We start from the raw sequence: 14,596 nt of genomic DNA, 5'->3' as shown, positions 1-14,596 counted from the left end.
TCAGCCAAAACCGTCAACTCCGCGTCGAAGCGCGCGAAGCACCGCCCGGCGGGGGCGCTTCGCGCGGGCTTGGGGTCAGCCCTGTGTCGTCTTGGCGATGGTTTCCTTCATGCGGGCGCTGTAGGCATCCCAATGCGGGCCGAACTTGTCCCAGCCATCGATGCCGAACAGCTTGTAGGTGCCGCGCAGCGCTTCCTCGCTGCGCGGATAGCTCGGCCAGTGCGGCGGGGGCTCGAGACCCTGCAGCGACATGAAGTCCGTCGAGGCATTGAGGAAGTTCTGCTGCGTCTCCTTTTCGAGCAGGTAGCTCAGGAAGAGATCGCTGAGCTCCGAATGCCTGGTGCCGCGCACCTTCATGAACCAGTTGCTGTAGGAGGCCGTGCCTTCCTTGGGGATGGCGGCCTCGAAATCGTCGCCATACTGCTTGATGAATCCGTAGGCGTCGGCGGAATACATCATCGCCACCGCCGCCTCTTCCTGGGTCATGAGATTGGTCAGCTCGGCGCCATCCTTGTACCATTTGGCGACCTTGAGCTTGTCAAGTTCCTTGAACAGGAGCTCGACGTCGTCGGGCGAGCCGAACACTTCGTCGATGCCGGGTTTGGCGGAGGAGAGCAGCGCCGGGATGCAGAGATCCCAGTAGAAGGCGGAAGCGTCGAGGGTCGATTTGCCCATCGCCTTCTCGTCCCAGAAGCCCTTCCAACTCTCGGGCTTCAGACCGCTCGACTTGGACGTCAGCATCCACAGCGAGCCGGTGCCGAAGGGCACGCCATAGTCCTTCGCCGGGCCGCGATTCTCGTCGAACCAGGGATAGACATCGGCATTGCCAGGAATCTTCGAGCGGTCGACCTTGGTGAACACGTTCTGCGCCATGCCGGTCGTGGTCGTGTACTCGTCGGCGATCGTCAGGTCGAAAGGCGGATTGTCGGCGGGCGCCGCGACGATCTGGGCGATCATCTGGTCCCAGCCGCCGACGGTTTCGACCTTCGTGCCGTATTTCTCGTTGAACGGCTTGACCACCGCCTCGCGAAAGCTGAGCTCATGGTTTCCCGACCAGGACACCACGATCAGCCCTTCGCCGGCAAAGGCCGTCGCGGCCGAGGCGACGTTTGCGCGGCCAAGGATCACGGGCATTCCGATCGCGGCGCCGAGCGCTAGTTTCATTGCGCCGCGGCGGCTGATACCATTTCCTTCGAATGCCATGAATTCTCCTCCAGTTTGCTCAAGGACGGACTGTCGGCTTTCCGCGGGCATCTCCGTCCACCCATTCATTCCTTTGTCGTCCCCATCCGGCGCCTGAAAGCGACCGGCACGTCTGTCCGATGCCGCCTACAGCGCGGCGCCGACCTTCAATCCTTCGTAAACGGCCTCCTCCGCGGTGCGCGGGGCCATGCTGTCCCCGATGATGTGCAGTTCCGGCACCTTGCCCGCCAGTATGTCGCTCAATTCGCTTACCGGCTCATGTCCCAGGCAAAGCACCAGGGTGTCGACATTCTCGAACATGATCGGCTGTTCGCTGGCGGTATGCTGCATGTAGACGGTGCCGCCGTCGCAGCCGAAGAGGCGGGCATACGGGGTTACGACCACGCCAAGCCTGTGCAGTTCGGCGGCAATGTTGTCGCGCACGTAGAGCGGCAGCAACTCGCCTGGATGGGTGCCGTTGACGGCAAGTTCGACGCTGCAGCCGTCATTGACCAGCATCTCGGCGATGCCTGGTCCGATCCAGTCGCAACGCCAGTCCGCCACCACAGTGCGGCTCCCCGTCTTGACCTGCTTCCTCAGCACCTGCCAGGCATCGACGACCTGAACGCTTCCGTCATCGGGCATTTCCGGAAGATAAGGTCTGGCACCGGTCGCGATGACCACCGCGTCCGGCCTTTCCGCTTCGACCAAGGATTGGTCGACGCGCGCGCCCTTGACCACGCGCACTTGCGTCAGTTCGAGTTCGCGCGAAAGATTGGTGACGATGCCCCCGAATTCGGCGCGGCGCGGCAGTAGCTGGGCCAGCAGCGCCTGTCCTCCCAGATGAGAGGACGCCTCATAGAGGGTGACCTGATGCCCCCGGGCGGCCGCGACGGCGGCGGCCTTCATTCCCGCCGGACCGCCACCGACGACCATCACTTTCTTCGGACGCGGGGCCGGTGTGAGCTTGCCAAATCTGAGCTCGCGCCCCGTCTCGGGATGTTGGATGCAGGAGATGGGAAATCCCCGGTGGAAATGCCCAATGCAGGCCTGGTTGCAGGCGATGCAGGCGCGGATGTCGTCCGTGCGGCCTTCTTCGGCTTTCGCGGGCATGTCGGGATCGCAGATGAGCGCCCGCGTCATGCCGCAGACATCCGCAGAACCCTCCGTCAGCACCGCCTCGGCTTCATGCGGCTGGTTGATGCGCCCGGCCACCATGATCGGTATGTCGAGTGCCTGCCTGAACCGTGCAGCGTCGCTTGCCAGATAGGCGTTGCGATAAGCCATGGGCGGCACGATATGCACCGCGCCGCCGGCGGAAGCGGAGGTGCCGGCAGTGACATTGACGTAGTCGAGCAATGGCTCGAGTCCAAGGCAGGTCTCCAGCGCCTCGTCCATGGTCAGGCCGTGCTCGTCACGTTCGCTGCCGCTGATGCGCAAGCCGATGACGAAGTCCTCGGATGTCGCCGCGCGCATCGCGGCGAGCGCTTCGGTCGCGAAGCGCAGGCGGTTCTCCAGCGATCCGCCATAGTTATCTACACGGCGGTTGACGCGCGGATTGAAGAACTGCGCCGGCAGGTAGCCGTGGCTGGCGACGAACTCGACGCCGTCCAGCCCCGCCTTGTGCATCCGCCGCGCCGCCTCGGCGTAGCCGCGAACGATCTCGTCGATCAGGCGTTTGTCGAGCTCGCGCGGCATGACACGGAAGCGCTCGTTCGGCGACACGGATGGCGCGTAGGCCACCGTCAGCAGCCCATCGCCGCCTTCCATGATCTCCCGGCCTGGATGGAAGAGCTGGGAAAAGATCTTGCAGTCATGCGCATGGCAGACCTCGGCCAGCTTCCGGTAACCGGCGATGCATTCGTCTTGCGTCGCCATGAGCATGTGCGAGGTGTAGCGCGCCGTCTCGTGGACGCCCGCGACCTGGCTGACAATAAGCCCGGCTCCGCCCCGCGCCCGCGCCTCGTGGTAGGCGATCAGCGCATCGTTGACCAGGCCGTCGGTCGGCAATGTCGTATCGTGCCCGGTGGACATGATACGATTCTTGAGCCGCACGCCACGGATCCGCAAAGGTTGGAAAAGGCGCGGGAATGGCGTCGAGGGTTGTTTGATATGCGCGGCGCCGGCCATCGATTTCCTCCGTCGCTGGCAAACTACGCCCCTCATATTTTGCCATAAGTAAAAAATCTAGATATTTTTTTACCAATGGCAAAATTCATTGCGAATTATCGCCGGCGGTGAAATGGTTCTCCCTGGGCCTGAAAAGACTGGCGACGTTGAAGGGTTCGTGCGGAAAGGCTGGAATTCCAAATGCCCACCTTGCGGACAGCGCTTTTGATCGACAAGAACGGAGATCTTTGGCCGAGTTGGGTGGCCCGTTTTCATCGGGCATTGTATCCGGAGTGAGCATGTCGTCTGAAGGCGGCCCTGAAACCGGGCTGGTATCTGTTGGCGGCGATCCGGTTCTTGGGGATCGCATTCGCGGCTTGCGCAAACGGCGCAAGATGACGCTTTCGCAGTTGTCGGAAAGCGCCAACCTTTCCATCGGCTATATCAGCCAGATCGAGCGTAACCTTGCCTACCCATCGATTCCGGCCCTGGTGAATATCGCCCGAAGCCTGGGCGTGACCGTGCAGTGGTTTTTCGCCGGCGCCTCGCCCGTACCGCAGGAAGAGCATGGCTATGTCGTCAGGAGCGGCAACCGCCTGAAGATACAGTATGAGGGCGGTATCATCGACGAGCTTGTCACGCCGAAGATGAGCCTGCAGGTGGAGATGATCTATACGCGCCTGCCGCCAGGAACCGAAAGCGCCGAAAGCTACACCCACGAGGGCGACGGCGTCGGCTTCGTCGTCTCGGGCGAACTCGACATCTGGGTCGGCGAGCGACATTTCCACCTCTACGAAGGAGACAGTTGCTCCTATTCGTCAGGCGAGCCGCACAGGTACAAGAATGCGGGTGGGCGAGAGGCCGTCGTGATCTGGGCAATCAGCCCGCCAAGTTTCTAGCCTCGGATTTGTGGAAACCGAGATCGCCTGGTGCTCGGGCAGCCGGCAATGCAAGGCATACTGCGGGTCGTCGCCCGAGATGATGTCCATCAGCAGCGCCGCATCGCGGGCCGCGCCATCTCAGGCGCACCTCCCGCGAAGCGATTTCCGAGCCCGGTTTACTTATTCGAGGCCCTATCCTTTCCCCGTGGACCCGAACAGCTTCGCCGTCGAGGCAGCGCTGTGCGGCGCACTGAGAACAATCTGTCGCTTGCCGCCAGGCGCGAGCCCGACCGCCAGTTCAGCCGCCTTGCCGACGCCGGCTGCATGCGCGACCAGAAGCCTTTGAACCTCAGCGGCATCCTCCGTCGTCAGCACACTCTGGGGTTTCGATGACCGATGGCCGCGGCGGAACTCGGCCGGGCTGCAGCCGAACCGGGCCCGGAACTTATTGTAGAAGACGGCTGGATTGCCGAAGCCGCCGCGCTCCATGATGATCCCGATCGTGTCATTGGTGGTGCGCAGCGCTTCGGCGGCGCTGTCGAGCCGCAGGTTCTGCGAATAATCGCGATAGCCGATTCCCAGATGTCGCTTGAACAGGCGGGAAAGGTGGCTGAGCGTCAGCCCCTCCTCTTCAGCGATCTCGCCGAGATTCTGCCCTTCGTCCTGATCACTCAACGTGTCCATGATCCGCAGGATCCGGTCGCGGCTGTCGGACCGCAACTGCGCGCCCGCCGCATCGGCCACTTCATGCGGGATCCAGCGGTAGACGTAGCAGGCAAGCAGGCTGGCGATGGTCTGGCGTACCATGATCTCTTCGGGATGGTTGCTCAGATCCAGCGCCAGCCGCGCCATCAGCGCCTTGATCGGCGCAACCCGATGCATGAAGGACTGGCTGTGCAGGAAGGTGCGGCAAAGATACTGCCGCGAAGCGAAGCCGGGCAGGCCCAGCCGCTCGAAATGGGCAGCGTCGAGATGTACGCCGCAGATCAACGTATCGCGCGAAATGGACGTCGAATTGTGCGGTACGTCGGCATTGATGATGATGGCGTCGTCCTGCTCCATCTCGCAGACCTGCCCATCCACCACGAGGCGAAACCGCCCGCGCAGCACGAAAAGAATCTCCATCTCCCGGTGCCAGTGATAGGGCACGTCGGCATAGCCGTGCACGAAGGCGCGGCAGTGCCCTTCGCCCGTAGGGCCGTGATCCTCGAAACCGCAACCGGCCTTCTCGCGCCCAGGCTCGGGCCTCAGGTAGGCGACATTCATCCGTGACCTCCGTGGATTTGCTTACTAGATATCAAAAACTGTCGTAATTCCAGCGCAAGTTTCGCGGCTAGATGACGAGCTGACGCTATGTCATCGTTTCTTCGTTCTCCGGCGGATGGTCGATCCGCGCAAGCGCGGAAGCCTGCGGCCATCGGCATGCCGATGGCCGCGACAATGAAGTGGACAGCCCGATGACGTGGAATGTTTCCGACAAGGAACTCGGCGCCCTCCTGGATCAGATGACCCTTGAGGAAAAGACGACGCTGGTGACGGGTCATGGCCTTTGGCGCACTTCCGCCAATTACAGGCTCAACATTCCCGAGATCCTGATGACCGACGGAACCTACGGCGTACGTTATTCGATCGAACAGATCGATGGCCCGCAGGATAGCGACAGCCAGCTCGCGTCGTTCCTCAGCGTCGTCAACGCCGACCTTTCGCGTGGCGTGGAAGGCGCATTCGGGTCCACCCGTCCGGCAACCTGCTTCCCCAACGGATCGTCCTTCGCCTGCTCCTGGGACGTGGGTCTCGCCCACGAGCTCGGCGAGGCGCTCGCCGACGAATGCCAAGCCTTCGGCGTCAACATCCTGCTCGGTCCCGGCATCAATATTCGTCGTACTCCGCTCGCCGGGCGCAGCTATGAATATTATTCGGAAGACCCGATCCTGTCCGGCGAGATCGCGGCAGCGGTCATCAACGGCATGCAGAAGAACGGCGTCGGCGCTTCGCTCAAGCACTTCGCATGCAACAATTCCGAAGTGCAGCGGACCACGATGAGCTCAGTCGTCGAGGAGCGCGCCCTGCGCGAAATCTATCTGGCCGGGTTCGAGAGGGCGATCCGCAAGAGCAACCCCTGGACCGTCATGAGTTCCTACAACCGCCTGAACGATGTGCAGGCGGCCGAGAACCGCTGGCTCTTGACGGACGTGCTACGCGACGAATGGGGTTATGACGGCGTTGTCGTGTCCGACTGGCACGGCATCAAGGATCGCGCGGCCTCGATGAACGCCGGCAACGATCTCGATATGCCGGAAAGCGCGGCGCGCCGGCAGGAGTTGCTCGAGGCCGTGAAGGACGGCCGCGTTTCGGCGAAGGCGCTGGACCGGTCGTGCCTGCGCATCCTCAAGCTGATCCGGACGGCGCGCAACGGCCTTCGCACGAACATTACCGCCGACTTCAGGAAGCATCACGCCCTGTCGCAGCGCATGGCGGTCGAATCGATCGTGCTGCTGAGGAACCAGGCAGGCCTCCTGCCGCTCGACGGAACGAAACTGCAAAGGATTGCCGTGGTGGGTGCCGCAGCGCGCGAGCCGGTTATCCAGGGGTCGGGCTGCGCCACGACGCGCCCGACCGAGGTCGATATTCCACTCGACGAGATTCGTCGCCTGGCGCCGGGCGCCACCGTTACCTTCAACGTGGTTTCCGACTTTGCGCCCGACAGCGCCGGCGAACAGGCGGCGCTTACCAACATCGACGCCGCCGACGTGGCGCTGTTCTTCGGCAATACCGAGGTAGGTTACGACGGCGAAGGCTCCGACCGTACGGACCTCAACCTGCATGACGGCCAGGACGAACTGATCGACCGGCTTTCCAGGCGGAACGGCAGGTTCGCCGTAATCCTCGCCACGCCAGACGCCGTCGCCATGCCCTGGGTAAACCAGACCGCGGCTGTCATGGCGATGTTCTTCGGCGGACAGGGCGCGGGCCGCGCCGTGGCGGAAGTGCTGTTTGGGGTCCATAATCCGTGCGGAAAACTCACCGTCACTTTCCCGGTGAAACTCGAGGACACACCTGGCTTCCTCACCTATCCAGGAGAGAACAACAGGCACATCTACAGCGAAGGCATCCACGTCGGATACCGTTCCTACGACAAGCGCAAACTCGCTCCGCAGTTCCCGTTCGGGTTCGGCCTGAGCTACACAACGTTCGACTATTCCAACATCGAAATCGATTTGGACAGCATCGACGAAGCGGACACCTTCACCGTGTCCTTCGATGTCACCAACACAGGCAAGCGCGCCGGCAAAGAGATCGCACAGATCTATTCCCGGCCGCACAACCCGCGCCTCATTCGTCCGCTCCGCGAACTCAAGGGCTTCGCCAAATTCGAGTTGCAGCCGGGAGAAACTAAGCGCGTCGAGGTTACGATCGAGGCGCGCGATCTGCGCTACTATGACTGCGACCATCGCAGATGGCTGCTCGACGCCGGCAAGCTGACGATCGAAGTGGCGGCATCCTCGCGCGACATCCGGCTGGAAAGGACGATCGACGTCGAAGCGCCGGCGCTGCCGTCGAGCATCCTCACCGTCGAAAGCCAGCCTGCCACCGTGCTGGAGCAGGAATTCGCGCGCAAGCGCTTCGGCGCCTTTCTCAAGGAACAACTCGATCTCGACGACGAGGAAACCGTCAAGCTGCTGGAATATTGCGGCGGTTCCTTCCTGGGTATCTACAACACCGTCGCCTGGGTAGCCGGAGACAAGATCTCCAAGGACGCCATGGCCGCGTTCCTGGACAGCCTCAACAGGGAAATGGGCAGAGCCATCGGCAAGGCGGCCTGACGGGTTCGGCAACCGCCTTGCCGCCCGGCCAGCGAAAGATCGCTCAAAATCAACAAGAATGACTTCAGAAAGGGAACCAGGATGAACCTGAAACGCCACTCCTCCACGATAGCCCTTGTCGGGCTGATTGCCGCATCCACGCCTGCCTTCGCCCAGACCGTCGACGTGCAGCAGTACTGGACGAGCGCCAGCGAATCGAAGGCCATGAATACGATCGCCGATGCCTACAAGGCCCGCGGCGGCAAATGGATAGACAGCCCTTCGGCCGATTTCGACTCCACCATCGCGGCGGCGACCAGCCGCATCGCCGGCGGCGAACCGCCCTCGGCGGTGCTGATGACGCCAAGCGCGGCTATGCGGGACCTCGCCTCCTCCGGGCAGCTTCGCAACTTCGATGATCTCGCCGCGGCGAATGGCTGGCAGAAGGCAATGCCACCCGTCGTCTGGGACAAGCTGAACGTCGACGGCCATCTCGTCGGCCTGCCGGTGGGCATTCATGCCGACAACTGGGTCTGGTACTCCAAAGCGGCCTTCGAGGCGGCGAAAATCGAGGAGCCGAAGACGCTCGACGAAATGTTCGCCGCCGCCGACAAGCTGAAGGCGGCTGGATACACCGCATTCGCCGTCGGCGGCGAGCCCTGGCAGGAGGTGACCATCCTCACCTCCATGATCATCGCGCTCGGAGGTCCCGATTACTGGAACGAGCTTTTCATCAAGCGCGATCCCGAGGCGTTGAAGTCGCCGATCCTGCCCAAGGCTTTCGAATTGTTCCGCAAGGTTTCGACCTACGCCGATCCGGCCAGCCCCGGCCGCTCCTGGAACGAGACCACGAACATGGTGGTGACGGGCAAGGCGGGAATGCAGTTCATGGGAGACTGGGCGCGCGGCGAATTCCTTGCCGCAGGCCAGGTCGCCGGCAAGAATTTCGGCTGTTTCCTGATGCCGACCGACAAGCCCGCCTACGCCATCGTCGTCGACATCTTCGCATTCCCCCTCAACAAGGACGAGGATCGTATCAAGGGCCAGACCATGCTTGCCGAAACCGTCATGGACCCGGCGGTAGAGGCAAAGATCGCAGCCGTGAAAGGCTCCGTCCCGTCGCGCCTGGACGTCGACACCAGCACGCTGGACCTGTGCGCGGTCAGGGGCGTCAAATCGCTCGGCACACCCGGCGTGACGGTCTCTTCCACCTACGACGCTCTTCCGGGCGACCTCAACGGCCGGATGACGGATCTTGCGACGCAGTTTTGGACCGATCCCTCGATGACGGTAGATACTGGTGTCAAGAGCTTGGGGGACATCCTCCAGAGCAAGTGAGCCTGGGGACAGGAACGGGTAAAACGCTGTTCCGGCGGCACCTGTCTGGAGGAAGATACAGGTGTCGCCGGCCCCAGTGAGGGACGCGGACGCGGCTTGCCCGCGGGAGGATTGGAATGTCGACCTGGCTCAAGCGGCAGGGTTTCAAGCCGGACATCACGGTGGCGGTCTTCTTCGCGATCGTGGCGGTCTTCTTCTATGGCTCGATCCTGTGGACCTTCTACATGTCCCTGACACGCTCGACCCTGATCCCCAAATACGAGATCGTCGGTATCGATCAGTATTTCGACCTGTTCACCAACCAGCGCTGGCTCGTCTCCTGCCTGAACATGGTGATTTTCGGCGTGTTCTACATGGTTGGCACGCTAGCGTTCGGAACCCTGCTGGCGGTACTTGCCGACCGCGGCATCAAAGCCGAGTCGTTGTTCCGCACGACCTTCCTCTATCCTCTTGCGGTATCGCTGATCATCACCGGCCTTTCCTGGCGCTGGATCCTCGATCCGACGACCGGTCTGCAGGCACTGATGCGCGACGCCGGCTGGGACAGCTTCACCTTCGACTGGCTGACGCGCCCCGACCGCGCCATCTACACGCTGGTCATCGCCAGCATCTGGCACTCCGCCGGCCTGGTGATGGTGATCGTGCTGGCCGGACTACGCGGCATCGACAACGATCTTTGGAAAGCAATCAGGATGGAGGGCATTCCGCCGTGGCGTGCATATTGCCAGGTGATCTTTCCCGGCATGCGGCCTGTCATCGCCTCCTGCGTGGTGTTGCTCATGTCCGAAGTGATCCGGGGCTACGACTTGATCATCGCCATGACCAAGGGCGGTCCCGGCATCGCCACCGAGATGCCGGCGAAGTTCGCGGTGGATTTCTATTTTGCCCGCGTCAACCTCGGGCTGGCTTCGGCGGCGTCGATCATGATGCTGGTGTTGTCGCTCATCATGCTCACCCCCTATTTCTATAGCGAATTCCGGAGGCGGACATGACAGTCGCCATCGCCCGCCGGCGACCGGTATTCGGGCCGCGCGCCGCCCGCATCGGCCTCTATGCCTTCCTCGCCGTGTCCGCCATCTTCTTCCTCCTGCCGCTTCTGCTGGTCATCATGAACTCGCTGAAGCCGATGGAGGAGATTCGCCAGGGCAACCTGCTCGCGCTGCCGGTCAATCCGAATTTCGATGCATGGGTGAGCGCCTGGCAGAGCGCGTGCACGGGCCTCGAATGCGCCGGCGTCCGACCCGGCTTGTGGAACTCCATCAAGATCACCATACCGAGCGTGGTCATTTCCACCCTGGCAGGAGCCCTCAACGGCTATGCGCTGGCGCAGTGGAAATCGCGCCATGCCAATATGATCATGCTGCTGGTCACGGTCGGCCTGTTTATCCCCTACCAGGCGATGCTCTATCCGACCGTGAAGATCCTCAGCAATGTCGGGCTCTTCCGCACCTATCCGGGCATCGTCTTCGTGCATGTCATCTATGGTCTGCCGTATACGACGCTGCTCTTCCGCAATTTCTATGTCGGCATACCCGACGAGATCAGCCGCGCGGCGCGGATGGAAGGAGCGCGCTTCCTCAGAACCTTCTGGTCGATCATCCTGCCGATCTCGACCAACATCCTGGTGGTGGTCGCCATCCTGCAATTCACAGGCATCTGGAACGACTACCTGCTCGGCCTGATCTTCGCCGGCAACGACAATTTGCCGATGACGGTGCAACTGACCAACATCGTCGGCAATTCACGCGGCGCCGCAAATCCCAACGTCAACATGGCTGCGGCGCTGATAACCGCGATCCCGACGCTCGTCGTCTATTTCCTGTCGGGCCGGTATTTCGTGCGCGGCATCGCCGCCGGCGCCGTGAAGGGTTGAAACATGTCCAGCATTTCTCTGCGCCAAATCAAGAAATCCTTTGGCGGCCTCACCATCCTCCGTTCCATTGACATGGAGATCGAGAAGGGAGAGTTCGTCGTCATCCTGGGCCCGTCGGGTTGCGGTAAATCTACCCTTCTCAACGTGATTGCCGGCCTCGATGAGTGCGAAGGCCAGATCGTCATCGAGGGGAAGGACGTCAGCGGGCTGGAGCCGAGCGAACGGGGCCTGGCGATGGTGTTCCAGTCCTACGCGCTGTTTCCGGCCATGACGGCGCGCCGCAACCTTTCCTTCGGCATGGAGATTGCCGGAACGCCAAAGGCAACGGTGGCCGAGAAGGTCGCCTGGGTGGCCAAGCTCCTGCAGATCGAGGCCCTGCTCGACCGCAAGCCGGCCCAGCTTTCCGGCGGCCAGCGCCAGCGCGTGGCCATCGGCCGCGCTCTGGTGCGCTCCTCGAGCATCTGTCTGTTCGACGAGCCGCTGTCGAACCTCGATGCCAAGCTGCGTGCCGAGACCCGCGTCGAACTCAAGCAACTGCATGAAACCCTGGGGTCGACGATGATCTACGTCACCCATGACCAGATCGAAGCCATGACCATGGCCGACCGCGTCGCCGTCATGCACAAGGGCAAGGTCGAGCAATTTGCCCATCCGCAATCGATCTATGAGAAGCCGGCCAGTCTTTTCGTGGCCGGTTTCGTGGGGTCGCCCGCGATGAACTTCATCGAAGGCAGGCTCGACGGATCGGGGCGCTTCGTGACCGGCGATATCTCCGTCGACACCGGCGACTACGCGTTCGAGGAGCCGTGGGCTTCAGGCGACGCCGTGCTCGGCGTCCGGTCCGAGGACATATCGGTCGTGGATTGCGGCGCGCCGCGGAGCATCCCGGCAACACTGGCCTTCACGGAACTGCTGGGTGCGGATGCGCTAGGCTGGTTCGATTGTCTCGGCAAGCGCTTCAGCGTCCGGCTCGGCATCGAGGCGGCGCGATCGATGCGGAAGGAAGTCGGCCTGCGTTTCAATATGGCGACGGCGTCGATCTTCTCGAAAGCAACGGAACGGCGGCTCTGAGGCCGCGCTTATAGGCGCCTCTGCTTTACTGGTGCGCGAGCCATCGGCCGACGCGACGGTCCGAAACGGATGGCCAGCGCGTCCGGAGGTATCGGCGCTCACCAGGTCAGCTGGATGCGCACCTTCCACGCCCGGTCAGAGACCTACCGCGCAGCGCAGGCCTTTGTGACGGACGCACACAGTGAGCGCGACTAAGTCCTATAGAGTACCAAGGGACGGTGAAACGCGACGGCCTTGTCGATAGCCCGCGCTGCCAAGCGCCTAATCTGTTGTCGTGGCCCCTGCCAGCAGTTTCGATTCGATGATCGAGGACAGGACCTCCCCCATCAAATTGAAGGATCTGGTTCAAAGATCGCAATTGTCGGAGGAACAAGCGCCACCGGCCGCTTCCTCCCTTCAACCCACGCTTCGACTAGGTCGGACCATTCCTGCATCATGTGGCGGCGCTGGATTTCGTATTCGGCCTTGTTGTAGACGCCGCGGGACGACCGGCCATCCTCGTGGGCCAGGCATTTCTCGATCCAGTCGCTGTTGAACCCAAATTCGTTGAGAAGCGTGGAGCCTGTGCGACGAAGATCGTGCACGGTGAAACGAGATCGCGCCGCTCGGCATCACCCGGACATACATGCCGTCGCGGTCCGCGACCTTGTACATTTTCTGTTTTGGTTTCAATGCCTTGAGGGCGGCGTCCGTCAGCATCCCGACTGCCTTTCAAAAAGTACGGTCACATGGTTTTTGAGAGCTACCGGTGTGAATTTGTCTTTCTTTTCAGCGTGTTAAACTGAAAAAAGTACCGTCATCAGCCCTATGGATCGTGACGGTACTGTCGAAAACTCAGGTTGGCAATACGAGCAAGGGCCGGCAAGCGGGTCGGCAAAGCCAAACCATGCACACCGATCGTAGTCGAACGCGCTGGCAAAAACTATTTTTGATTTCAGTGGCTTAAGTCGAACCTTGGCGTGATTTCGGCGGTGTTCGGATGGCCCTGAATCATTCCCACTCGATGATCAACTAGCGCGTCATCCGATTGATTTTATTGCAATCTTTATGCTAACTTAGAGCTTCATACCGTCTGAAATACCGTCATATTGCCAAGCAGTTGAAACGGCTTGAACAATGTGGCCGCGGTTGCCGAGTGTACATTTTTGACTACATCGTTTCAAACGACTCCCCCCGGAATGTCTTCGTTTGCCGGACATGGCGGAAAAGCTTAAAGCCTGATAATCGCGAATGGCGTGAGCGGGGCGGTAGAAGACTGTCGGCTTCGGGTGGCCGATTCACCAAAGCGGGAGTGAGGGTTAGCGACCTAGACCAATCAACAGCGCCCCACTAACGCTCTCGCCAGCCGTTCACATCGATCTGGCAAAGCCCCGATTCCATGTCGGAGCATTTTGCGCTAAAAGGGCCTCGCGTCTGCACGACGCGATGTGCGGTTCCAGTGGGGGAATGAAGATCTACAGCGCAGCGCAACTGTCCGTTTTGACTCGGCTGTTCTCCGCCACGGTTTTCCGTGAAATGGCGAAGAAAGGTCGATCTGGTTTGTTCCGCCGGCTGATGGAGCAGACCGATCTGATCAAGCACACCGACCCGCACGCGACTGTCGGTGACACCTTCAACAAGGCGTTTGAGTTTCTGAAAGTTGCGGGGCACCGCGACGAATACATCTATCGCGCGGCGATCAGCCACAAAGTGCTGATGGGAACGCACTCGCTCCGCACAGCCTCGATGATCAATGAGTTCCGTGCCGGCGGCTGCAAGGCGGATCTCGTCATCCTGAACGGCACTGCGACGGTCTATGAAATTAAGTCGGAGCGGGATTCGCTCGCGCGGCTCGCCAACCAGGTCGAGAACTACAAGCGTGTCTTCGCTAAGGTGAACGTGATCGCGAGCGAAGGCCATATCAAGGGTGTGCTGGCAACGGTCCCGAACGATGTTGGTGTGATGTGCCTCTCCAAGCGCTACCGCATTACGACAGTGCGCGAAGCGATCAACTGCCCGGCGCGCATCTGCCCGGTGACCGTCTTTGAATCGCTGCGCACGGCCGAAGCCGCCGCGATCCTGCGCGCGGTGGGTGTGACGGTGCCGCAGGTTCCCAATACGCTCCGGCACGCCGCGATGCGCGACCTTTTCGCCGCGCTCGACCCGGCTGTGCTCCATGTCGAGATGGTGCGGACGCTCAAGCGGACGCGGGATCTCGCACCGCTCGGCGACCTCGTCGATCGCCTGCCGGAGTCTCTGCAAGCTGCGGCGCTGTCGGTATCGGTGCGCCGTGCCGACCATCCGCGACTGATCAACGCCATCGCGACCCCGCTGCACGCGGCTATGGCCTGGAGCTGATC

Annotated in this window: 10 protein-coding genes and 2 pseudogenes; 8 read left to right on the top strand and 4 right to left on the bottom strand. The window is 61.7% G+C overall.

Annotation, left to right across the window (positions count from 1 at the left end):
• Positions 1-75: 75 nt before the first annotated feature.
• Both AC0YKC_RS26610 and AC0YKC_RS26605 read right to left on the bottom strand, forming a co-directional pair.
• Positions 76-1,203 carry an ABC transporter substrate-binding protein gene (locus AC0YKC_RS26610; RefSeq protein ID WP_488513244.1) on the bottom strand — a complete coding sequence of 376 codons (1,128 nt, stop codon included), beginning with the start codon at positions 1,201-1,203 and terminating at the stop codon, positions 76-78.
• Between the two features lie 126 nt (positions 1,204-1,329).
• Entirely contained in the window at positions 1,330-3,312 is a 1,983-nt protein-coding gene (locus tag AC0YKC_RS26605) for an oxidoreductase (protein WP_488513243.1), read from the bottom strand.
• Positions 3,313-3,539: 227 nt separating this feature from the next.
• Here AC0YKC_RS26605 and AC0YKC_RS26600 point away from each other — a divergent pair, with 227 nt between their 5' ends.
• The gene (locus tag AC0YKC_RS26600; protein ID WP_488513241.1) at positions 3,540-4,190 is read left to right on the top strand and encodes a helix-turn-helix domain-containing protein; all 651 of its coding nucleotides are present in this window, start codon (positions 3,540-3,542) and stop codon (positions 4,188-4,190) included.
• 174 nt (positions 4,191-4,364) lie between these two features.
• On the opposite strand, the gene AC0YKC_RS26595 is transcribed toward AC0YKC_RS26600, so the two are convergent.
• Positions 4,365-5,438, bottom strand: coding sequence for a helix-turn-helix domain-containing protein (locus AC0YKC_RS26595; RefSeq protein ID WP_488513240.1), 1,074 nt, complete (start codon positions 5,436-5,438; stop codon positions 4,365-4,367).
• A gap of 191 nt (positions 5,439-5,629) precedes the next feature.
• On the opposite strand from AC0YKC_RS26595, the gene AC0YKC_RS26590 reads away from it, so the two are divergent.
• From AC0YKC_RS26590 to AC0YKC_RS26565, 6 genes and pseudogenes are all read left to right on the top strand, one after another.
• On the top strand, positions 5,630-7,996 hold the full coding sequence (locus tag AC0YKC_RS26590) for a beta-glucosidase family protein (protein ID WP_488513239.1): 2,367 nt from the start codon (positions 5,630-5,632) through the stop codon (positions 7,994-7,996).
• A gap of 81 nt (positions 7,997-8,077) precedes the next feature.
• Positions 8,078-9,313 carry an ABC transporter substrate-binding protein gene (locus AC0YKC_RS26585; protein WP_488513237.1) on the top strand — a complete coding sequence of 412 codons (1,236 nt, stop codon included), beginning with the start codon at positions 8,078-8,080 and terminating at the stop codon, positions 9,311-9,313.
• 116 nt (positions 9,314-9,429) lie between these two features.
• Positions 9,430-10,305 carry a carbohydrate ABC transporter permease gene (locus AC0YKC_RS26580; protein ID WP_488513236.1) on the top strand — a complete coding sequence of 292 codons (876 nt, stop codon included), beginning with the start codon at positions 9,430-9,432 and terminating at the stop codon, positions 10,303-10,305.
• A gap of 8 nt (positions 10,306-10,313) precedes the next feature.
• On the top strand, positions 10,314-11,186 hold the full coding sequence (locus AC0YKC_RS26575) for a carbohydrate ABC transporter permease (RefSeq protein ID WP_430699306.1): 873 nt from the start codon (positions 10,314-10,316) through the stop codon (positions 11,184-11,186).
• 3 nt (positions 11,187-11,189) lie between these two features.
• The gene (locus AC0YKC_RS26570; RefSeq protein WP_434721465.1) at positions 11,190-12,257 is read left to right on the top strand and encodes an ABC transporter ATP-binding protein; all 1,068 of its coding nucleotides are present in this window, start codon (positions 11,190-11,192) and stop codon (positions 12,255-12,257) included.
• Between the two features lie 45 nt (positions 12,258-12,302).
• Positions 12,303-12,440, top strand: a pseudogene (locus AC0YKC_RS26565) (Tn3 family transposase); the annotation flags it as partial.
• Positions 12,441-12,583: 143 nt separating this feature from the next.
• Here the strand turns inward: AC0YKC_RS26565 and AC0YKC_RS26560 are convergent.
• Positions 12,584-12,847 (bottom strand): annotated as a pseudogene (locus tag AC0YKC_RS26560) (tyrosine-type recombinase/integrase); the annotation flags it as partial.
• An 856-nt stretch (positions 12,848-13,703) separates the two neighbouring features.
• Here AC0YKC_RS26560 and AC0YKC_RS26555 point away from each other — a divergent pair.
• Complete coding sequence (locus AC0YKC_RS26555) at positions 13,704-14,594, top strand: sce7726 family protein (RefSeq protein WP_488513235.1); 891 nt, start codon at positions 13,704-13,706, stop codon at positions 14,592-14,594.
• The last annotated feature ends 2 nt before the right edge of the window (positions 14,595-14,596 follow it).

Source organism: Mesorhizobium sp. CNPSo 4661, assembly GCF_057784215.1.
Note: the sequence above shows the minus strand (reverse complement) of the source record. Positions and strands in the feature narration are given on the sequence as shown.

Coding starts and splice junctions, on each gene's coding strand:
- AC0YKC_RS26555 (WP_488513235.1), top strand. CDS start 13,704: ATGAAGATCTACAGCGCAGCGCAACTGTCCGTTTTGACTCGGCTGTTC.
- AC0YKC_RS26595 (WP_488513240.1), bottom strand. CDS start 5,438: ATGAATGTCGCCTACCTGAGGCCCGAGCCTGGGCGCGAGAAGGCCGGT.
- AC0YKC_RS26605 (WP_488513243.1), bottom strand. CDS start 3,312: ATGGCCGGCGCCGCGCATATCAAACAACCCTCGACGCCATTCCCGCGC.
- AC0YKC_RS26570 (WP_434721465.1), top strand. CDS start 11,190: ATGTCCAGCATTTCTCTGCGCCAAATCAAGAAATCCTTTGGCGGCCTC.
- AC0YKC_RS26580 (WP_488513236.1), top strand. CDS start 9,430: ATGTCGACCTGGCTCAAGCGGCAGGGTTTCAAGCCGGACATCACGGTG.
- AC0YKC_RS26610 (WP_488513244.1), bottom strand. CDS start 1,203: ATGGCATTCGAAGGAAATGGTATCAGCCGCCGCGGCGCAATGAAACTA.
- AC0YKC_RS26585 (WP_488513237.1), top strand. CDS start 8,078: ATGAACCTGAAACGCCACTCCTCCACGATAGCCCTTGTCGGGCTGATT.
- AC0YKC_RS26590 (WP_488513239.1), top strand. CDS start 5,630: ATGACGTGGAATGTTTCCGACAAGGAACTCGGCGCCCTCCTGGATCAG.